Below are 18,435 nucleotides of genomic sequence, written 5' to 3' on the forward strand. Positions count from 1 at the left end.
GAGTGAACCGTGATTGAAGGGGTAAAGCATATCGTCGCCGTGGCCTCGGGCAAGGGGGGCGTAGGCAAGTCCACCGTGACCGTCAATCTGGCGCTGGCGATGGCCGCTGAAGGCTACCGCGTGGGACTGCTCGACGCTGATATCTATGGCCCCAGCCAGGCGCAGATGCTGGGTATCGGCGAAGGCGTGCGGCCACAGCAGGCCGGCGAGAATCAGTTTCAGCCGCTCGAGGCCCACGGTATCCAGGCCATGTCGATGGCCTTCATGGTCGACATCAACGAGCCGATGGTATGGCGCGGTCCGATGGTGGCCGGGGCCTTCCAGCAGATGCTCAACCAGACCGCCTGGGACAACCTCGACTATCTGTTTATCGATATGCCCCCAGGGACCGGTGACATCCAACTGACCCTGGCCCAGAAGGTACCGGTGTCGGGAGCGGTGATCGTCACTACGCCGCAGGATATTGCGCTGCTGGATGCGCGCAAGGGTATCGAGATGTTTCGCAAGGTCAACGTGCCGGTACTCGGCGTGGTCGAGAACATGAGTCTGCACGTCTGTTCCGAATGCGGGCACAGCGAGCCGATCTTCGGCGCTGGCGGTGGCAAGCGCATCGCCGAGCAGTATCAGACCAAGCTGCTCGGCCAGCTGCCGCTGACCCTGTCGATTCGCGAACAGTCCGACGGCGGCCGCCCAACGGTGATCAGCGACCCGGATAGCGAGGCAGCAGCGACTTTCCGCGGTGTGGCTCGCGCGGTGGCCGATGGGGTGGCCGGTCAGCAGTCGGAGGGGCCGACCATCAGCTTCGGCGACTGATCCAGGCACTGCCAACTTTGTATTCGTCGAACGGGCCGTTATCATAACGGCCCGATTTCTTTCTGCTGGCGCAATGGCGCGGCAGTTTTCGCCCCATCAAGGACGCCCCGATGAGCATCAAATCCGACAAGTGGATCCGCCGCATGGCCGCGCGGGAAGGCATGATCGAGCCGTTCGAGGCCGACCAGGTGCGCTACGTGGACGAGCGCCGGGTGATCTCGTACGGGACGTCGAGCTACGGCTACGACGTGCGCTGCGCCGACGACTTCAAGGTGTTCACCAATATTCACTCGGCGGTGGTCGATCCCAAGGCCTTCGACGAGAAGAGCTTCGTCGATATCAAGGGCGACGTCTGCGTGATACCCCCCAACTCCTTCGCCTTGGCGCGTACGGTGGAGTATTTCCGTATTCCACGCAGCGTGCTGACGATTTGCCTGGGCAAGTCGACCTATGCCCGCTGTGGGATCATCGTCAATGTCACGCCGCTGGAGCCGGAGTGGGAAGGCCACGTAACGCTGGAGTTCTCCAATACCACCAACCTGCCGGCCAAGATCTACGCCAACGAAGGCGTGGCGCAGATGCTGTTCCTGGAGTCCGACGAGGTGTGCGATATCTCTTACAAGGACCGCGGCGGCAAGTATATGGGGCAGCGCGGCGTGACGCTCCCCAGAACCTGAGCGCTACTCTTCGTCCAGCTCTTCCGCCGCATCGGCATGCGACAGCCTTAGCCCTTGCGGCGGCAGCGGCATGCCGTCGAGAGTCGGGCCCTGCTGGCCAAGCTGCAGGCGGCCCTCCAGAAACCACTTCACGGCGATCGGGTAGATCAGGTGTTCACGGACGTGCACCTTCTCCTTGAGGGTGGCTTCGTCGTCCTCGGGATTCACCGCGACGGCGGCCTGTATCACCACAGGACCGCCGTCGAGCTCTTCGGTGACGAAGTGCACGCTGCAGCCGTGCTCGCTGACACCGTCGGCCAGTGCCCGGGCATGGGTGCCGAGGCCCTGGTAGGCGGGTAGCAGCGAGGGGTGAATGTTCATCAGGCGGCCGTAGAAGCGCTGCACGAATAGCGGCGTGAGGATGCGCATGAAGCCGGCCAGCACGATCAGGTCGGGCTCGTGACGTTCGATCACCTTGATCAAGGCGCCATCGAAGGCCTCGCGGCTATCGTATTCGCGGTGGGGCAGGGCCACGGCGTCGATGCCGGCGTCGCGGGCGCGTTTGAGGCCATAGGCGTCGGCCTGGTTGGAGATCACCGCGACGATCTCGCCTCCGAGCTCGTCATAGGACTGAGCGTCGATCAGGGCCTGCAGGTTGCTGCCATTGCCGGAGATCAAGACCACTACGCGGCGCGCCTCGCTAGCCTCGGCGGTGAAGTCGTTGAGGGTGTCGCTGGCCGGAGTAGGGGCGTCCGTGGTGCTGCTCATGCCGGGAGGTTCTCCAGTTGGACCTGAGCTTCGTCGCTGCGGCGAGCGCTGATCTCGCCGAGGCGATAGACCTGCTCCCCCTGGGCCTCGAGATGCGCCTGGGCTGCCTCGGCCTGGGCGGCAGAGACCACTACTACCATGCCCACGCCACAATTGAGCACGCGGTGCATCTCATGCTCGTCGACGTTACCCTGCTGCTGTAGCCAGTCGAAGACCGCCGGCCGGGTCCAGCTAGTCACGTCGACGTGAGCGGTGAGATCGTCGGGGAGCACGCGGGGGATATTCTCGAGTAGCCCACCGCCGGTAATATGGGACAGTGCGTGGACCTCGACGCCGCTCTCCTTGATCAGCGACAGCAGCGGCTTGACGTAGATGCGGGTCGGCGCGAGCAGGGCGTCGCCAAGTGGCTGGCCGTCGAGTTTGGTGTCGAGCGGCGCCGAGGAGACTTCGAGGATCTTGCGGATCAGCGAGTAGCCGTTTGAGTGCGGGCCGGAGGAGGCCAGGCCCAGCAGTACATCACCCGCGGCGACCTTGCTGCCGTCGAGGATGTCGGACTTCTCTACCACGCCCACGCAGAAACCGGCCAGGTCGTAGTCGCTGCCTGCGTACATGCCCGGCATTTCAGCGGTCTCGCCGCCGACCAGCGCGCAGCCGGCCTGGAAGCAGCCTTCGCCGATACCGGTCACAACGTCGGCGGCGATGTCCACATCCAGCTTGCCCGTGGCATAGTAGTCGAGAAACAGCAGCGGCTCGGCGCCGGCCACCACCAGGTCGTTGACGCACATGGCGACCAGGTCAATGCCGATGGTGTCGTGCTTGGCGAGGTCCATGGCCAGGCGCAGCTTGGTGCCGACGCCGTCGGTACCGGATACCAGTACCGGCTCGCGATAGCCGCTGGGCAGTTGGCACAGTGCGCCAAAGCCGCCGAGTCCGCCCATTACCTCGGGGCGAGTGGTACGCTTGGCAACGCCCTTGATGCGTTCCACCAGGGCATTGCCGGCGTCGATATCCACACCAGCGTCCTTGTAGCTGAGAGACGGCTGGGGTGATTGGGAGGAGTCGGACGAGCTGCGGGTCATGACCAATCCTGTCGAAGTACTGCGGAGAGATGGGGTGAAAATGCGGCGTGAATTGTAGCATCACCTGACAGTGCCCGCACCGCCGGTGCGTGGCAAATGCATGGGATAGCGCCACTGGAGTGGCGAATCGGCGCCAGGGAGTAACGGATGCGCAGAGAGTGGTGGTTGCTGGCGGTTGGGGTTGGTTTAGTGTGGCTGCTGATGCAGCTCGAGTCGATGTTGATGCCATTCATCGCCGGGATGATTATCGCCTACCTAGGCGATCCGCTGGCCAACCGGCTGCAGCGGCTGGGGCTTTCGCGGCCGATGGCGGTGACCGGGGTGTTCCTGGTACTGATCCTGGTGCTCAGTATCAGCCTGTTGATCCTGATTCCGCTGACAGTCCAGCAGGCCCGTCAGTTTGGTGAGGTGGTGCCGAATATCTTCGAGTGGTTCGAAACGGTGCTGGCGCCCCAGCTTCAAGCCTGGACCGGCTATGATCTCAGCGCTGAACTCGACAACCTGCAGGAAACCCTGGCCGAGCACTGGCAGGAAGCCGCCGGTCCGGCCGCCGAGATTCTGGGCCATGTCGGTCGCTCCGGACGCGCTTTCCTGACCTGGATCACCTATCTCTCGCTGGTGCCGGTGGTGGCGTTCTACCTGCTGCTGGACTGGGAGCGCCTGCTGCACAGCATCCGTAGCCTGTTGCCGCGCCAGTGGGAGCCAGATGTGACGCGGCTGGCCAAGCGCTGCGATGAAGTCCTCTCGGCCTTCCTGCGTGGACAGCTGCTGGTGATGCTGTGCCTGGGGGCGATCTACGCGCTGGGCTTGACCCTGATGGGGGTGCGCTTCGGTTTGCTGATCGGCCTGCTGGCTGGGCTCGCCAGCATCGTGCCGTTTCTGGGCTTTATTGTCGGCATCAGCGTGGCGCTGGTGGTGGCGTTCTTCCAGTTCGGCACCTGGCTGGCGCTGCTCGGTGTGGTGGCGGTATTCAGTATCGGTCAGGCGGTAGAGAGCACCGTCCTGCAGCCCAAGCTGCTGGGCGACAAGATCGGCCTGCATCCGGTGGCGGTGATCTTCGCCGTGCTGGCCGGCGGCAATCTGTTTGGCTTTACCGGCGTATTGCTGGCGCTGCCCGCCGCGGCGGTCATCATGGTACTCTTGAAAGAGGTTAAAGAGCGCTATAAAAACAGTACCTTATATGATGCTGTGCGGAATGACGGCAGTGATGAGGATCCTCAATGACCGCTGGCCCTGGACAGTTGCCGCTTGGCGTTGGGTTGCGTGACGATGCCACCTTCGCCAACTTCGAGCCGACGGGCAATACTAGCCTGGTGGAAACACTGCGCGCCCAGTGCCAGCCGGACGGCGAGCCCTTCCTGTTCGTTTGGGGCGCGCCCGGCGTCGGTCGCAGCCATCTGCTGCAGGCCGCTTGCCATGCGGCGTCGGATCGCGATAAGCGAGCGCTCTACCTGCCCCTCGCCGAACTTGGCCACTTCCCACCGCATATGCTCGAGGATGCAGAGCGTCTCGACCTGGTGGCCATCGACGATCTCGACCGAGTGCTGGGCCGAAAACGCTGGGAGGAGGCGCTGTTCCACGCCTTCAATCGACTCCGCGATGCCGGCAAGCGACTGGTGATTGCCGCGCCAGCGGCGCCGCGGCAGCTCGAGGTGGCGCTGCCCGATCTGGCCTCGCGCTTGACCTGGGGCACCACCTTTCACGTGCATCCGCTGGATGACGAGGGACGCCTGGCGGCGCTCAAGCTACGTGCCAAGGTGCGCGGCATGCTGCTGCCCGATGAAGTCGCGCGCTACATGCTGCACCGCGGGCCGCGGCGTCTGGGGGATATGTGCGACGCCCTGGACACGCTGGATCGTGCCTCGCTGTCTGCTCAGCGCAAGCTGACCATTCCCTTCGTCAAGCAGGCGCTTGGGTGGTAATGGCCCAGCGCCTCAGCGGCTCAGATTAACGTTGACGCGCTGACCGTTGCTCACGCTGACCTGATTGATGATGATCCGTGGCCGGCCGTCGGCCGGGGTGACGCTGCCCGAAACGTAGTAGTCGCCTGCCGGCAGACCGTTGACGGTAAAGCGGCCGTCATCATCGGTGCTGGCCTGGTGGGTATAGGCCTGGGCGCGGGGGTCGGCGGGTTCAACGGCCTGACCGGCGAGCGCCTTCTCGGCAGCTTCCGCCGAGTAGGTGGTGACCGGCGCCACCGACACTCGGCTATTGCGGCCGACCACGGTGCCCGAGGCAGTATCCAGGGTCAGACGACCACTGATCGAGGCGCTGCCCTGTTTCTCGAGTGCCGCGTATTCGGCTTCGGGGAAGGCCACCTCACGAGCCACGCGACCCGGCGGTGGGCCTTCGTCAGGAGCGCGTTCGGCGTCGGTGCCGACGTCGGTCACCTCGATGCGCTCCGGCGGTGGCCCTGGCGTGGTGTCGATCAGCTGACAGCCGCTCGCGGCGAGGCCAGCGGCGGCAATTATCAGGTACCTCATCAGCCTGCGGTGCATCGGGTCTCTCCTGCATCCATGTGCCCAGCGGAATAGTGAGTCTATGCTGCGGCCATCGACGGCGCCACTGCCGCTTGAAAGCTGCTCGGCCCGCTACCATGGTAAGGGTAAGAGCTCATCGACACGGAGGCGAGCATGAGCAAGACACGACGCGAGCGAGACAGCATGGGCGAGCTGGAGGTGCCTGCAGATGCCCTCTACGGTGCCCAGACCCAGCGTGCTGTGAACAACTTTCCGGTCAGCGGCCAGCGTATGCCGATGGCCTTCATTCGTGGCGTGGCACAGGTCAAGCTGGCTGCGGCCCGGGTCAACGCAGAGCTGGGATTGCTCGACCAGCCCCGCGCCGAGGCCATTGCCGCCGCGGCACGGGAAATCCTCGATGGCCGCCACGACGATCAGTTTCCAGTGGATGTCTTCCAGACCGGCTCCGGCACCTCCACCAATATGAACGTCAACGAGGTGATCGCCCGCTTGGCAACGCGCCAGGACCTGAGGGTAGGGGCCAATGACCATGTCAACATGGGCCAGTCGAGCAATGACGTCATTCCCACTGCGCTGCATCTTTCCACGGCTGTCGAGGTAGAGCATCGACTGCTGCCGGCACTGCGTCACCTGCGCGGGACCATCGAGGCGCGAGCGGTCGAGCTGGATGGGGTGGTCAAGACGGGGCGCACCCACTTGATGGACGCCATGCCGATACGCATGAGTCAGGAGCTGGGTGCCTGGGCGAGCCAGGTGGCGCAGGCCGGTGAGCGCTTGACGAGCGGCCAGCAGCGCCTGGGTCGACTGGCCCAGGGGGGGACCGCCGTGGGGACCGGTATCAATGCCCATCCAGAGTTCGCCGAGCGCATGGCACGAGTGCTAGGCGAACAGACCGGGCTCGAACTGTCACCCAACGATAGCCTGTTTGCCAGTCTGGCCTCACAAGACGCCGCCGTAGAGCTCTCCGGTCATCTCCGCGGCTACGCCTGCGTGGTCATGAAGATCGCCAACGACCTGCGCTGGATGAACTCGGGACCGCTGGCGGGTCTCGGCGAGATCGAACTCGAGGCGCTGCAGCCGGGCAGTTCGATCATGCCGGGCAAGGTCAATCCGGTGATCCCGGAGTCCGCCGCTCAGGTGGCCGCCCAGGTGATCGGGCTGGATAGCGCGGTGACCATCGCCGGCCAGAGCGGCAACTTCCAGCTCAACGTGATGCTGCCGCTGATCGCCAACAACTTGCTGACGTCGATTGCACTGCTCGGCAATATCAGTCAGTTGCTCGCCGACCGTGCGATTGCCACCTTCACGGTTCGAGAAGCCCATCTGCGTGAGCCACTGGCGCGTAACCCGATCCTGGTCACGGCGCTCAATTCGGTGATTGGCTACGACGCCGCGGCGGCGATTGCCAAGCAGGCCTACCAGGCGGGCAGGCCAATACTCGACGTTGCCGAAGAGCAGACCGAGCTGTCGCGTGAAGCGCTCGAGCGATTGCTGGATCCGGCTGCGCTGACCCGAGGGGGAATTCCGGAATAGACTGTTCGTAAGTGAACATGGCGTCAGGCGATATGCAGGTCCACGTCATGGCTCTCGAGCAGCCGGCAGATGGTGTCGGGTGGCTGGCGGTCGGTGAACAGGGCGTCCAGCTGTGAAATATTGCCCTGGCGCACCACCGGATTGCGATGAAATTTGGAGTGATCGGCCGCCAGGTAGACCTGCCGCGAGTTGCGGATGATCGCCTGGGCGACGCGCACCTCCTGATAGTCGAACTCGAGGAGTGAGCCGTCTTCATCGATGCCGCTGATGCCGATGATGCCGAAATCGACCTTGAACTGGTTGATGAAGTCGATGGTCGCCTCACCGATGATGCCGCCATCCCGAGCCCGCACCTGGCCCCCGGCGACGATGACATTGAAGTCTTCCTTGTGCTGCAGAGTGGCCGCCACATTGAGGTTGTTGGTAATCACCTCGAGCCCCTTGTGGTGATCGAGGGCGTCGGCGATCACCTCATTGCTGGTGCCGATATTGATGAACAGCGAGGCGTTGTCGGGAATCTTTGACGCCAACAGGTGGGCGATGCGGCGCTTGGCATCCAGGTTGAGCGTCTTGCGGGTACTGTAGGAGGTGTTGACGGTGCTCGATTCGAGCCCGGCGCCACCGTGCACGCGGCGTATCAGCCCTTCCGCGGCCAGCGCATTGAGGTCGCGGCGAACCGTCTGGGGCGTGACGTCGAAGTGGCTGGTAAGTTGTTCGATGGCGGCATAGCCCTGGCGTTTCACCAGTGCCACGATAGCGTCCTGACGTTCCCGCTGATTCATGCGACCTCCTTGACGTTGTGATTAGTCTACGTGATTTCGAGGATATGCAACATCGGGTATACGCAGTGGCCGCTGCAGTCACCGTGGCTAGCATTCGACTAAGGTGCAAGAGAGCGTCGCATGCAAAGGTTTGAGCCATTCACGCGAGTAGTTTAGTCTCCAGTTGTCGAAAACGAACATATATTCAGCGAAAACGAAAATCAAAGCGAACAATACAAGAGGACCGCGCCATGCCTGCCTACCTGCTTGCCATCGATCAGGGTACCACCAGTTCGCGGGCGATCCTTTTCGACCGGCAGGCTAACGTCGTCGAGGTGGCTCAGCAGGAGTTCACCCAGCACTTTCCCGAAGATGGCTGGATCGAGCACGATGCCGAGGATATCTGGCAGAGCGTAGAGCAGACCTGTCGTCAGGTGCTCGATCAGGCGGGTATCGGCGCCGACGAGGTGGCCGGCATCGGCATCACCAATCAGCGCGAAACGACGCTGCTGTGGGATCGCAATACCGGCGAGGTGCTGCATCGGGCGATCGTCTGGCAGGACCGGCGTACTGCCGACCTGTGCCAGCGACTGCGCGATGCTGGCCACACCTCCTTGGTCCAGGCGCGAACCGGGCTGTTGATCGATCCCTATTTTTCTGCCACCAAGCTGGCCTGGCTGCTTGAGCACGTCGAGGGTGCGCGGGAGCGAGCCGAGCGCGGTGAACTGGCCTTCGGCACCGTCGACAGTTTCCTGATCTGGCGCCTCACCGGTGGCAGGGTACACGCCACCGATGCGACCAATGCCTCACGCACGGCGCTGTTCAATATTCATCAGCAGTGCTGGGACGATGAGCTGCTGGCGCTGTTCGATATTCCGGCCTCACTGCTGCCGGAGGTCAAGGACTCCAGCGATGATTTTGGTCACGCGCGTGAGGGTTTCCTGGGTACGGCGCTGCCCATTGCCGGCGTGGCCGGTGATCAGCAGGCGGCGCTGTTCGGGCAAGCCTGCTTCGAGCCCGGGATGGGCAAGAGTACCTACGGGACCGGCTGTTTCATGATCCTCAATACCGGCGACAGCGCCGAAACCTCTCGCAACCGGCTGCTGACCACGGTGGGTTATCGCCTGAATGGCAAACCGACCTACGCCATGGAGGGCAGTATCTTCGTGGCCGGTGCTACGGTGCAGTGGCTGCGGGACGGACTCAAGCTGTTTCACGATGCGGCCGAGACCGAAGCCTTGGCGAGAAAGACCCGTGAAGGTCACCACGTCTACCTGGTCCCGGCCTTCACCGGGCTCGGCGCGCCGCATTGGGATCCTCAGGCGCGCGGGGCCATTTTCGGGCTGACCCGGGATACCGGGATCGCCGAAATCGTCGCCGCGGGGCTGCAGGCGGTCTGCTACCAGACCCGCGACTTGCAGGTTTGCATGAACGATGACATGGCCGCCAATACCGGTACGTTGAGGGTCGATGGTGGCATGGTCCGCAACAACTGGCTGATGCAGTTCCTGGCCGACATGTTGGGCGTTCCAGTGGATCGGCCTACGGTGCTCGAGACCACGGCACTGGGGGCTGCCTACCTGGCCGGCCTGCAGATCGGCTGGTACCGCGATCTGGAGGAGATAGCCGAACTGTGGCGCTGTGAGCGCACCTTCGAGCCGAACATGCCGGGGGAGGAGCGAGAGCGCCTCTATCAAGGCTGGCAGGATGCCGTGGCACGCGTCAAATCCTGACGCGGGACGTCTCCAAGCGGCTGATCGTGAAGATTTTTTGCGCCACTATTGCATTCGTGGGGCGGATGCGTAAAATACGCATCCGTTGCCAGGCAAGCTGTCTCCTGGAAGGCAGTAGGACCATAGCTCAGTTGGTTAGAGCGCCACGTTGACATCGTGGAGGTCAGCGGTTCAAATCCGCTTGGTCCTACCATCTCTTCGGTAGCCATGGGCAATCACAGCAGGACCATAGCTCAGTTGGTTAGAGCGCCACGTTGACATCGTGGAGGTCAGCGGTTCAAATCCGCTTGGTCCTACCAGAATCGTAAAAACGGCCCCTCAGGCAGCACCGAGGGGCCGTTTTGCGTCTAGGCCCCAGGTAATCAGTCTGCGGCGTCCAGGTCACTGCGGCTAGTAAAGACGGCCGCCAGCTGCTCGATGCCGGCCTGGTCGACGGCCGCGAAACGCGCCGGGAGTGGGCTGTCGAGGTCGAGCACGCCCCATAGCCGTTCTCCGTTGAGGATTGGCACCACTAACTCCGCACGTGAGGCCGCATCGCAGGCGATATGCTCGGCCACTGCATGGACATCGTCGACACGCTGGGTCGCGAGGCTGCGCGCTGCCGCACCGCACACGCCCTTGTCGAAGGGGATCGGGTGGCAGGCTGGCTTGCCCTGAAAAGGCCCCAGTGACAGCAGCTCGGGCTGGCGCTGCAGGTAGAAACCCACCCAGTTGAGGTCGGGCACGCTGTGCATGATGAAGGCGCAGGTCTGGGCGCTGTTGGTCAGCCAGTCGCGGCTGTCCAGCAGTGCCTCCAGCTGACGTGCCAGTAGATCATAGTTCGCTTGCATGAGATCTCCTTGCCGCACTCGGCCGGCACGAGGCCGGCCGAGTGCCGATGCGGGCCTTACTCCCAGCCGGGAATCGCGCCGCCATCAAACAGCTCTTCGGCCTTGGCGGCCACTTCGTCGCGCTGGTACGCGCTGACCAACTGACGAATCTCTTCACGCTCCTCGTCGCCGGCACGCACCACGATCAGATTGACGTAGGGCGAGTCGGGGCCTTCGCGGACCAGGGCATCGTTGAGGCTGAGGCCGGCGGGCTGGGCGAAGGTGTTGTTGATGAACGCCATGTCGACGTCGGGTAGCACGCGCGGCAGCTGGGCGGCCTCGATCTCGCGGAACTGGAAGTCGCGCGGGTTCTCGATCACGTTGACTGGCGTGGCCTCGAGGTTCTCCGGGTCGTCGAGCTCGATCAGGCCCTCGTTGTGCATCAGGATCAGTGAGCGGCCTTCGTTGGACGGGTCGTTGGGAAGCGCGATGATGGCGCCATCGGGCAGCTCGTCGATGCTGGTGTGGCGCTCGGAGTAGGCGCCGATCGGGTAGACGAAGCTGCGCCCGGCGGCGACCAGCTCGTAGCCGCGATCCTCGACCATGCTCTGCAGGTAGGGTTCGTGCTGATAGGCGTTGGCATCGAGGCTGCCGTCGGCCAGTGCGGCGTTGGGGGAGACGTAATCGGTGAATTCGACGATCTCCACGTCGAGATCGTACTCCTCCTTGGCGAGGCGCACGGCGACTTCCATGACCTCGGTCTCGGGACCGGCCACGGTCCCGACGCTGATCGAGCGGCTGGCGTCGGCATCGTCGCCGTTACCGCAGCCGGACAGTAGCAGGCTGCCGGTGATCACGGCGCCGCCGAGCAGGCGGGCGGGGGATAGGGTGCGTGACAGAGTAGCGTGCATGATGGTGAGTTCTCCTGAGAAATGCCTCCGCAGAGGCGGTAAAGGCGCTGGCGCACTCCGTGGCCGGCGCGCTATTTATGATCGGTGCGGCGCACCAGGTGGTCGCCGAGGCTCTGGAAGCCCTGGACCATGACCACCAGGATCGCCACGGTGATCAGCATGATCATCGGGTCGAAGCGGTTGTAGCCGTAGCGGATGCCCAGATCGCCCAGGCCGCCACCGCCCACCGCACCGGCCATCGCCGAATAGCTGACCAGGGTCACCACGGTGATGGTCAGGCCGGTGATGATGCCGCCGAGTGCCTCGGGCAGCAGCACTTTGGTGATGATCTGCAGTGGCGTGGCACCCATCGACTGGGCGGCCTCGATCAGCCCCGGCGAGATCTCGTTGAGGGCACCCTCGACCAGTCGCGCCACGAACGGAATCGCCGCGATGGTCAACGGCACGATAGCGGCGTTGGTGCCGATCGAGGTGCCGACGATCATCCGCGTGAAGGGAATGATCGCTACCATCAGGATGATGAAGGGCACCGAGCGGCCGATATTGGTGACGACCCCCAGGACCCGGTTGAGCAATGGTTGAGCGAGGATCTGGCGCGGCCGGGTGACATACAGCAGCACGCCCAGTGGTACCCCGAGCAGCGCCGAGATCAGGCTCGAGATGCCGACCATATAGAGGGTGTCGAAGGTGGCCTTGAGTATCAGGTCAATCATCGCGCTGGACATGGCCGAGCACCTCCACGTGGAGATCATGGGTTTCGAGGTAGTCGATGGCCTCGCGGGTCTTGTCCGCGGGCCCGATCAGCTCAGCGATCATCAGTCCCAGGGTGCGATCCTGTATCGACTCGACCTTGGCCTGCAGGATGCTGACGTCGATCTGGCAGTCGCGGGCCAGGCGCGAGATCAGCGGCGTGGATACCGCGTCGCCGGAAAACGCCAGACGTACTACTGGATGTGAATGGTCGCCGGGTGCGGCGTCGAGGCGTTCGATCAGCGCCCGCGGCGGTTCGAGCTCGAGAAACTCGTTGATGAACTCGCGGCCCAGCTGTGTGCTCGGGGCGGTAAAGAAGTCGCCTACCTCGGCTTCCTCCACCAGATAGCCGTCCGAGATCAGGCCGACCCGATGGCATATCCGCTTGACCACCTCCATCTCGTGGGTGATCAGTAGGATGGTCAGCCCCAGGCTGCGATTGATCTCCTGCAGTAGGGCCAGGATCGAGCCGGTGGTCTGTGGGTCGAGGGCCGAGGTCGCCTCGTCGCAGAGCAGCACCTTGGGCTTGCTTGCCAGGGCGCGGGCGATGGCCACTCGTTGTTTCTGGCCGCCGGAGAGCTGTGCCGGATACTGCTCGGTCTTGTCGCTGAGGCCGACCAGATCGAGCAGCGGGAGTACCCGTTGACGGATCTCGACGCGCGGCACGCCCATCAGCTCGAGGGGCAGGGCGACGTTGGCAAACACCGTCCGCGAAGCCAGCAGGTTGAAATGCTGGAAGATCATGCCGATGCGGTGACGAGCCTGGTTGAGCGCCGTGCCGTTGAGCGCCGTGAGCTCCTGGTCGTCGACGCTTACGCTGCCGCTGGTGGGGCGCTCGAGCAGATTGACGCAGCGGATCAGTGTCGACTTGCCGGCGCCGGAGAGGCCGATAACGCCGTAGATGGCGCCTTCGGGCACGTGCAGGTCGAGCGGCTTGAGCGCTTCGACGGCGCTGTCGCCCTGGCCGTAGGTCTTGGAGACGTTGGAGAGTGTAATCATGGTCCTGTCGCGTTACGGCGCCGGCGGGCGGAGGCAGCGGGCAAAAAAAAGGCCACCCTGGCGGGTGGCCATCAACGCTGGACACACCCTTTTAGCTGCACTTCTCCCTCCCTGGTGGGAAGGAGGGCGCCCGCAATCCGGGGTCAAATCGGCGCCTGAATATGTGCTGAGGATTCTAGGCGTCGCACTCGAATAATGTCAACGACTTTAGTCCAAGGTGAGTGTCACTTGCCAGCGATGTGGTAATTTTTCCTGTATTTCCACTATTTGAAGATTTTTCTGCTGATCGCGGCGGGGCGTTGGCGGCGCACCCAGCGTGGACGCCTGGCACGTTCATTCATTACACTCGACGGCTTTCCAACGCTCGTCACGACAGCCGGGCGTGGGTCGTCCAGGGTCAGGAGAGAGCATGTTCACAGGCATCGTACAGGGCATGGCTACGGTCACCCGGGTCATCGAAAAAACCGCGTTTCGCACCCATGTGCTAGAGCTCGACGCAGCGCTGCGCGACGGTCTGGCGCTGGGCGCTTCGGTGGCACACAACGGCGTGTGCCTGACGGTCACTGCCATCGAGGGGGATCAGGTCAGTTTTGACTTGATGCGTGAGACCCTGCGTTTGACCAACCTTGGTGCGGTGAAGGAGGGGGATCGCGTCAATATCGAGCGTGCAGCGCGCTTTGGAGACGAGATCGGCGGTCATGCCATGTCGGGTCACGTCAGCAGCATGGCCGAGCTGGTGGAGCTTGACGAGGCGCCCAACAATCGCCGGCTGTGGTTCGAGCTGGACGCCGAGTTCGGCCGTTTCATCTTCGACAAGGGCTATATTGGTGTGGACGGTATCAGCCTGACCATCGGTGGCGTGGCGACTGGCACGGCAGGGCGGGTGCGCTTCTGTGTCAATTTGATTCCCGAGACCCTGGCGCGTACCACCCTCGCAGAGCGGCGCCCCGGCGATCGTGTCAACATCGAGATCGACCCCCAGACCCAGGCCATCGTCGAGACCGTCGAGCGGGTGATGGCGAGTCGCCAAGGGCACTGAAACGCTTGCTTTGACCGCTCCGTCAAGTTTTCGTTGGTGGCGCGAGTGGCCAATGGCGCAGGGCTTGCTTATAGATAGAGCAGGCTGGCGAGATGCCGGTCATTACAACAATCAACGCAGGTCGCCATGTACCTTATATGTGTCTCGCATCCCCCGATGCCTTTGGGTACCATGTGCGGCTTTTCTCGCACCCCGGGCGCTGTACGCCCACGCGCAGGACTAAGCCGATGAAACGACTGCTGGATAACCACTTCAAGCTGTCTGAGAACAACACCACCATCAAGACAGAGGTCATTGCCGGGATCACCACCTTCCTGACCATGGCCTATATCATCTTCGTCAACCCCAGTATTCTGTCCGAGACCGGCATGGACTACGGGGCGGTGTTCGTGGCCACCTGCCTGGCCGCGGCAGTGGGCTGTTTGATCATGGGGCTGTGGGCCAACTATCCGATTGCCCAGGCGCCCGGCATGGGCCTCAACGCCTTCTTTACGTATGGCGTGGTGCTGGGCATGGGCTACACCTGGGAAGCGGCGTTGGGGGCAGTGTTTTTCTCGGGCTTTATCTTCTTCCTGCTCAGCGTGTTCAAGATCCGCGAATGGATCATCAATGCCATTCCGCTTTCGCTGCGGCTGGGGATTGCCGCCGGTATCGGTCTGTTTCTGGCCATGATTGCGCTCAAGAATGCCGGCATCGTGGTCTCCGATACCGCCACCTACGTGGCGCTCGGCGATCTCTCCGAGCCTGCGGCGATCTATGCCCTGGTGGGCTTCTTCGTGATCACCGCGCTTGCCTACCTCAAGGTCACCGGCGCGGTAATGATCGGTATCCTCGGGGTCACCGTGGTGGCCATCCTGTTCGGTCACAACGAGTACGGTGGCCTGGTCTCGGCCCCGCCGTCGATTGCTCCGACCTTCATGGCCCTCGACTTCGCCGGTGCGCTCGACATAGCCATGCTCAGCGTGATCTTCGCCTTCCTGTTCGTCGACCTGTTCGACACCTCCGGCACCCTGATCGGGGTGGCTCACCGCGGCAAGCTGCTCGACAAGGATGGCAAGCTGCCGCGTATCGGTCGCGCCATGATGGCCGACAGTGGGGCCTCCATGGCCGGTGCCGTGATGGGCACCTCGACCACCACCAGCTACATTGAGTCTACCGCCGGTATCGCCTCGGGTGGGCGCACCGGGCTGACGGCGGTAGTGGTGGCCGGGCTGTTTCTGGTCAGCTTGTTCTTCTCCCCGCTGGCCGGCTCGATCCCCGCCTATGCAACCGCCGGGGCGCTGCTCTATGTGGCGGTGCTGATGGCCGGTAGCCTGGCCCACGCCGACTGGGAGGATGTCACCGAGGCGGCCCCGGTGCTGATCGCTGCCCTGGCCATGCCGCTGACCTTCTCGATCGCCGAGGGGATCGCGTTGGGCTTCGTCAGCTATGTGGCCATCAAGACGCTCTCCGGCCGCTTCAGCGACCTCAACCCGGCAGTGATCATTCTGGCACTGCTGTTCGTTCTCAAGTTCCTTTTCCTCGACTGACCCGATGAGACCCGACCCGCGATGAGCATATACGGCGACTACATCAAATCCGTGATTCGGACCGTCCCCGACTGGCCACACCCCGGGGTCAATTTCCGCGATATCACGCCGCTGCTGCAGAATAGTGGGGCGTTCCGCAAGCTGATCGACAGCTTCGTGCACCGCTATCAGGAGATGGAGCTGGACGCGATTGCCGCCATCGATGCGCGCGGGTTCATCATCGGCGCGCCGCTGGCCTACGAGCTGGGCTGCAGCTTCGTGCCGGTGCGCAAGAAGGGTAAACTGCCGTTTCGCACCATCAGCGAGACCTACACCCTTGAGTACGGCAAGTCGGAGGTCGAACTGCACTCCGACGCCTTCCAGCAAGGCGATCGTATTCTGGTCATGGACGACCTGATCGCCACTGGAGGGACCATGTTGGCCGCGTCCAAGCTGATCTCGCGCAGCGGTGGCCAGGTGGTGGAAACCGCCACCATCATTGACCTGCCGGAGCTCGGCGGGTCACAGAAGATCCGCGATGCCGGCTACGGCGTCTTTGCGGTCTGTTCTTTCACCGAGGACGAGTAGCGCAACAGGGTCCTCCCCAGTGGTTTACCGGTATATCGATCATGAGCGCCAATCGCTATCAGCAGCACTTCACCGTTTCCTGGGACCAGCTCCACCGCGATGTGCGGGCGCTGTGTCATCAACTCGTCGAGCGTGACTTCAAGGGTATTATCGCCATCACCCGCGGCGGGCTGATTCCCGCGGCCCTGATCGCCCGTGAGCTCAACGTGCGGTTGATCGACACCGTCTGCATCAAGAGCTATGACCATATGGATCAAGGCGGCCTCGATGTCATGAAAGGCGTCGAGCATGACGGCGACGGCTGGCTGCTGGTCGACGACCTGGTCGACACCGGCAAGACCGCTCGGGCGGTGCGCGAGATGCTCCCCAAGGCACACTTCGTGACGATCTATGCCAAGCCGGAAGGGCGCCCGTTGGTGGATCAGTGTCTCACCGAAGTGGCGCAGGACTGCTGGATTCAGTTCCCCTGGGACATGGGGATCGCCTACGTTGAGCCGCTGGTCGATCAGGTCCGCGGACAGACTCCCTGACGGCTAACGACGACGAGGAGGTCAGGATGTCGGCATCGCCGCTTCCCGAGAGCTGGCAAGCGCATCTTGGAGATGAGCTGCAGGCACCTTATATGCAGGACCTGCGCGACTTTCTGGCTGCCGAGAAAGCTGCGCGCAAGGTGATCTACCCGCACTCGGCGCACTGGTTTCGCGCCTTCCAGCTGACCCCCCTCGAGCAGGTCAAGGTGGTGGTGCTCGGGCAGGACCCTTACCACGGCCCCGATCAGGCCCACGGGCTGTGTTTCTCGGTACGCCCCGGCGTGCCGACGCCGCCGTCGCTGCAGAATATCTACAAGGAGCTGGCCCAGGATCTCGGCACCACGCCGGTCAATCACGGCTTTCTCGAGCACTGGGCGCGCCAGGGCGTGCTGATGCTCAACAGCGTGCTGACCGTAGAGCAGGGCAACGCCGGCTCGCATCGCGGTCGCGGCTGGGAAACCTTCACCGACCGCGCCATCGCCACGGTCAATGAGCAGTGCGACCACGTCGCTTTCATGCTGTGGGGCAGCTATGCCCAGAAGAAGGCCGCCTTCGTCGACCGCAGCCGACACCTGGTGCTGCATTCGCCGCACCCCTCGCCGCTGTCGGCACACCGCGGTTTCTTTGGCCAGCGGCACTTTTCTCAAGCCAACGCCTTCCTTGCCGCCCACGGGCGTGAGCCGATCGACTGGCAGCTGCCAGCCGAGGTCGCTGGGCCTTAACCTGAGGGCGCGATCAGGCTAGAATTGCGCGCAATTTGTCCATCCACCAGACGTCAGCCTGACGAGGGAGCCTTCCGCCATGAGCGTTCACGCCATCGACCATCCTCTGGTACAGCACAAGCTCGGGCTGATGCGCGAAGCGGGAATCAGCACCAAGAGCTTTCGTGAGCTGGCCGGGGAGCTGGCCAAGCTGCTGACCTACGAGGCGACCCAGGATCTCGAGCTGCAGACCCAGGAGATCGATGGCTGGAGCGGCAACAAGATCCCGGTCCAGCTACTCAAGGGCAAGAAGGTCACCATCGTGCCGATCCTGCGCGCCGGTCTCGGCATGCTCGACGGCGTGACCGACCTGATCCCCAGCGCACGGATCAGCGTGGTAGGGCTCTACCGGAACGAGGAGACCCTCGAACCGGTGCCCTATTTCGAGAAGTTTACCAACGACCTCGATGAGCGCCTGGCGATCGTCATCGACCCGATGCTGGCCACCGGCGGCTCGATGCTGGCCACCCTCGATATGCTCAAGTCTCGTGGCTGCCCACTGATGAAGGTGATCGTACTGGTCGCTGCACCTGAGGGCATTCGCCGCGTGCAGGAAGCCTACCCTGAGGTCGAGATCTACACCGCGGCGATCGATGAGCGACTCGACGAAAATGGCTATATCGTCCCGGGGCTGGGCGATGCTGGGGACAAGATCTTCGGCACCCGCTAATACCCCTATCAATATTTCGCCCCTTCTAAAGGGGCATTTTTTTGCTC

The 18,435-nt window shown here is 63.3% G+C and carries 20 protein-coding genes and 2 tRNA genes; 14 read left to right on the forward strand and 8 right to left on the reverse strand.

Annotated elements, in window-relative coordinates; translation table 11 throughout:
• Nucleotides 1-12: 12 nt before the first annotated feature.
• Both apbC and dcd read left to right on the forward strand, forming a co-directional pair.
• Nucleotides 13-813, forward strand: coding sequence for an iron-sulfur cluster carrier protein ApbC (apbC, locus tag IEI94_RS04630; RefSeq protein WP_191166251.1), 801 nt, complete (start codon nucleotides 13-15; stop codon nucleotides 811-813).
• Between the two features lie 110 nt (nucleotides 814-923).
• On the forward strand, nucleotides 924-1,490 hold the full coding sequence (gene dcd, locus IEI94_RS04635) for a dCTP deaminase (protein WP_191166035.1): 567 nt from the start codon (nucleotides 924-926) through the stop codon (nucleotides 1,488-1,490).
• A gap of 3 nt (nucleotides 1,491-1,493) precedes the next feature.
• Here the strand turns inward: dcd and purN are convergent, their stop codons facing one another.
• Both purN and purM read right to left on the reverse strand, forming a co-directional pair.
• Nucleotides 1,494-2,237, reverse strand: coding sequence for a phosphoribosylglycinamide formyltransferase (purN, locus tag IEI94_RS04640; protein WP_191166037.1), 744 nt, complete (start codon nucleotides 2,235-2,237; stop codon nucleotides 1,494-1,496).
• Nucleotides 2,234-3,316 (reverse strand): phosphoribosylformylglycinamidine cyclo-ligase, encoded by a 1,083-nt coding sequence (gene purM, locus IEI94_RS04645; RefSeq protein WP_191166039.1) that lies wholly within the window; start codon nucleotides 3,314-3,316, stop codon nucleotides 2,234-2,236. Before purM ends, purN begins: the two co-directional genes overlap by 4 nt.
• Before the next feature lie 147 nt (nucleotides 3,317-3,463).
• Between purM and IEI94_RS04650 the strand changes: the two genes are divergently transcribed.
• Both IEI94_RS04650 and hda read left to right on the forward strand, forming a co-directional pair.
• Complete coding sequence (locus tag IEI94_RS04650) at nucleotides 3,464-4,540, forward strand: AI-2E family transporter (protein ID WP_191166041.1); 1,077 nt, start codon at nucleotides 3,464-3,466, stop codon at nucleotides 4,538-4,540.
• Nucleotides 4,537-5,238 carry a DnaA regulatory inactivator Hda gene (hda, locus tag IEI94_RS04655; protein ID WP_191166043.1) on the forward strand — a complete coding sequence of 234 codons (702 nt, stop codon included), beginning with the start codon at nucleotides 4,537-4,539 and terminating at the stop codon, nucleotides 5,236-5,238. Before IEI94_RS04650 ends, hda begins: the two co-directional genes overlap by 4 nt.
• Before the next feature lie 12 nt (nucleotides 5,239-5,250).
• Here the strand turns inward: hda and IEI94_RS04660 are convergent, their stop codons facing one another.
• Entirely contained in the window at nucleotides 5,251-5,814 is a 564-nt protein-coding gene (locus IEI94_RS04660; protein WP_224749928.1) for a carboxypeptidase-like regulatory domain-containing protein, read from the reverse strand.
• A gap of 135 nt (nucleotides 5,815-5,949) precedes the next feature.
• Between IEI94_RS04660 and IEI94_RS04665 the strand changes: the two genes are divergently transcribed.
• Nucleotides 5,950-7,329, forward strand: coding sequence for a class II fumarate hydratase (locus IEI94_RS04665; protein ID WP_191166045.1), 1,380 nt, complete (start codon nucleotides 5,950-5,952; stop codon nucleotides 7,327-7,329).
• A 23-nt stretch (nucleotides 7,330-7,352) separates the two neighbouring features.
• Here the strand turns inward: IEI94_RS04665 and IEI94_RS04670 are convergent, their stop codons facing one another.
• On the reverse strand, nucleotides 7,353-8,111 hold the full coding sequence (locus tag IEI94_RS04670) for a DeoR/GlpR family transcriptional regulator (protein ID WP_191166047.1): 759 nt from the start codon (nucleotides 8,109-8,111) through the stop codon (nucleotides 7,353-7,355).
• A gap of 230 nt (nucleotides 8,112-8,341) precedes the next feature.
• Here IEI94_RS04670 and glpK point away from each other — a divergent pair, with 230 nt between their 5' ends.
• From glpK to IEI94_RS04685, 3 genes are all read left to right on the forward strand, one after another.
• A complete protein-coding gene (gene glpK / locus IEI94_RS04675) occupies nucleotides 8,342-9,823 on the forward strand; it encodes a glycerol kinase GlpK (protein WP_191166049.1) in 1,482 nt (493 codons plus the stop codon).
• A 116-nt stretch (nucleotides 9,824-9,939) separates the two neighbouring features.
• Nucleotides 9,940-10,016, forward strand: a tRNA-Val gene (locus tag IEI94_RS04680).
• Nucleotides 10,017-10,045: 29 nt separating this feature from the next.
• Nucleotides 10,046-10,122: transfer RNA gene (locus tag IEI94_RS04685), tRNA-Val, on the forward strand.
• A gap of 63 nt (nucleotides 10,123-10,185) precedes the next feature.
• Here IEI94_RS04685 and IEI94_RS04690 read toward each other — a convergent pair.
• From IEI94_RS04690 to IEI94_RS04705, 4 genes are all read right to left on the reverse strand, one after another.
• Nucleotides 10,186-10,653, reverse strand: a complete 468-nt coding sequence (locus IEI94_RS04690) for a GAF domain-containing protein (protein ID WP_191166051.1) — start codon at nucleotides 10,651-10,653, stop codon at nucleotides 10,186-10,188.
• Between the two features lie 56 nt (nucleotides 10,654-10,709).
• Nucleotides 10,710-11,543 carry a MetQ/NlpA family ABC transporter substrate-binding protein gene (locus tag IEI94_RS04695; RefSeq protein ID WP_191166053.1) on the reverse strand — a complete coding sequence of 278 codons (834 nt, stop codon included), beginning with the start codon at nucleotides 11,541-11,543 and terminating at the stop codon, nucleotides 10,710-10,712.
• Between the two features lie 71 nt (nucleotides 11,544-11,614).
• Nucleotides 11,615-12,268: a methionine ABC transporter permease gene (locus IEI94_RS04700; protein WP_191166055.1), complete on the reverse strand. Its 654-nt coding sequence runs from the start codon at nucleotides 12,266-12,268 to the stop codon at nucleotides 11,615-11,617.
• Nucleotides 12,249-13,292: a methionine ABC transporter ATP-binding protein gene (locus IEI94_RS04705; RefSeq protein WP_191166057.1), complete on the reverse strand. Its 1,044-nt coding sequence runs from the start codon at nucleotides 13,290-13,292 to the stop codon at nucleotides 12,249-12,251. The genes IEI94_RS04700 and IEI94_RS04705 overlap by 20 nt, the downstream gene beginning before the upstream one ends.
• Nucleotides 13,293-13,701: 409 nt before the next feature.
• On the opposite strand from IEI94_RS04705, the gene IEI94_RS04710 reads away from it, so the two are divergent.
• The 6 genes from IEI94_RS04710 (at nucleotide 13,702) to upp (ending at nucleotide 18,388) form a co-directional block, all read left to right on the forward strand.
• On the forward strand, nucleotides 13,702-14,331 hold the full coding sequence (locus IEI94_RS04710; RefSeq protein ID WP_191166059.1) for a riboflavin synthase subunit alpha: 630 nt from the start codon (nucleotides 13,702-13,704) through the stop codon (nucleotides 14,329-14,331).
• A 227-nt stretch (nucleotides 14,332-14,558) separates the two neighbouring features.
• Complete coding sequence (locus tag IEI94_RS04715) at nucleotides 14,559-15,860, forward strand: NCS2 family permease (RefSeq protein WP_191166061.1); 1,302 nt, start codon at nucleotides 14,559-14,561, stop codon at nucleotides 15,858-15,860.
• Between the two features lie 21 nt (nucleotides 15,861-15,881).
• A complete protein-coding gene (locus IEI94_RS04720; RefSeq protein ID WP_191166063.1) occupies nucleotides 15,882-16,427 on the forward strand; it encodes an adenine phosphoribosyltransferase in 546 nt (181 codons plus the stop codon).
• A gap of 41 nt (nucleotides 16,428-16,468) precedes the next feature.
• Nucleotides 16,469-16,957, forward strand: coding sequence for a xanthine phosphoribosyltransferase (gpt, locus tag IEI94_RS04725; RefSeq protein WP_095619012.1), 489 nt, complete (start codon nucleotides 16,469-16,471; stop codon nucleotides 16,955-16,957).
• Between the two features lie 26 nt (nucleotides 16,958-16,983).
• Nucleotides 16,984-17,679, forward strand: a complete 696-nt coding sequence (ung, locus tag IEI94_RS04730) for a uracil-DNA glycosylase (protein ID WP_191166065.1) — start codon at nucleotides 16,984-16,986, stop codon at nucleotides 17,677-17,679.
• Nucleotides 17,680-17,758: 79 nt separating this feature from the next.
• Complete coding sequence (gene upp, locus IEI94_RS04735) at nucleotides 17,759-18,388, forward strand: uracil phosphoribosyltransferase (RefSeq protein WP_191166067.1); 630 nt, start codon at nucleotides 17,759-17,761, stop codon at nucleotides 18,386-18,388.
• Nucleotides 18,389-18,435 lie beyond the last annotated feature (47 nt).

Origin of the sequence: Halomonas sp. ML-15 (assembly GCF_014779595.1) — a bacterium.
In the GTDB taxonomy this organism is placed as follows: domain Bacteria; phylum Pseudomonadota; class Gammaproteobacteria; order Pseudomonadales; family Halomonadaceae; genus Franzmannia.

Bases quoted from the DNA above. Each gene is read 5' to 3' on its own strand.
- dcd (WP_191166035.1), top strand. From the start codon at position 924: ATGAGCATCAAATCCGACAAGTGGATCCGCCGCATGGCCGCGCGGGAA.
- purN (WP_191166037.1), bottom strand. From the start codon at position 2,237: ATGAGCAGCACCACGGACGCCCCTACTCCGGCCAGCGACACCCTCAAC.
- purM (WP_191166039.1), bottom strand. From the start codon at position 3,316: ATGACCCGCAGCTCGTCCGACTCCTCCCAATCACCCCAGCCGTCTCTC.
- IEI94_RS04650 (WP_191166041.1), top strand. From the start codon at position 3,464: ATGCGCAGAGAGTGGTGGTTGCTGGCGGTTGGGGTTGGTTTAGTGTGG.
- hda (WP_191166043.1), top strand. From the start codon at position 4,537: ATGACCGCTGGCCCTGGACAGTTGCCGCTTGGCGTTGGGTTGCGTGAC.
- IEI94_RS04660 (WP_224749928.1), bottom strand. From the start codon at position 5,814: ATGCACCGCAGGCTGATGAGGTACCTGATAATTGCCGCCGCTGGCCTC.
- IEI94_RS04665 (WP_191166045.1), top strand. From the start codon at position 5,950: ATGAGCAAGACACGACGCGAGCGAGACAGCATGGGCGAGCTGGAGGTG.
- IEI94_RS04670 (WP_191166047.1), bottom strand. From the start codon at position 8,111: ATGAATCAGCGGGAACGTCAGGACGCTATCGTGGCACTGGTGAAACGC.
- glpK (WP_191166049.1), top strand. From the start codon at position 8,342: ATGCCTGCCTACCTGCTTGCCATCGATCAGGGTACCACCAGTTCGCGG.
- IEI94_RS04690 (WP_191166051.1), bottom strand. From the start codon at position 10,653: ATGCAAGCGAACTATGATCTACTGGCACGTCAGCTGGAGGCACTGCTG.
- IEI94_RS04695 (WP_191166053.1), bottom strand. From the start codon at position 11,543: ATGCACGCTACTCTGTCACGCACCCTATCCCCCGCCCGCCTGCTCGGC.
- IEI94_RS04700 (WP_191166055.1), bottom strand. From the start codon at position 12,268: ATGTCCAGCGCGATGATTGACCTGATACTCAAGGCCACCTTCGACACC.
- IEI94_RS04705 (WP_191166057.1), bottom strand. From the start codon at position 13,292: ATGATTACACTCTCCAACGTCTCCAAGACCTACGGCCAGGGCGACAGC.
- IEI94_RS04710 (WP_191166059.1), top strand. From the start codon at position 13,702: ATGTTCACAGGCATCGTACAGGGCATGGCTACGGTCACCCGGGTCATC.
- IEI94_RS04715 (WP_191166061.1), top strand. From the start codon at position 14,559: ATGAAACGACTGCTGGATAACCACTTCAAGCTGTCTGAGAACAACACC.
- IEI94_RS04720 (WP_191166063.1), top strand. From the start codon at position 15,882: ATGAGCATATACGGCGACTACATCAAATCCGTGATTCGGACCGTCCCC.
- gpt (WP_095619012.1), top strand. From the start codon at position 16,469: ATGAGCGCCAATCGCTATCAGCAGCACTTCACCGTTTCCTGGGACCAG.
- ung (WP_191166065.1), top strand. From the start codon at position 16,984: ATGTCGGCATCGCCGCTTCCCGAGAGCTGGCAAGCGCATCTTGGAGAT.
- upp (WP_191166067.1), top strand. From the start codon at position 17,759: ATGAGCGTTCACGCCATCGACCATCCTCTGGTACAGCACAAGCTCGGG.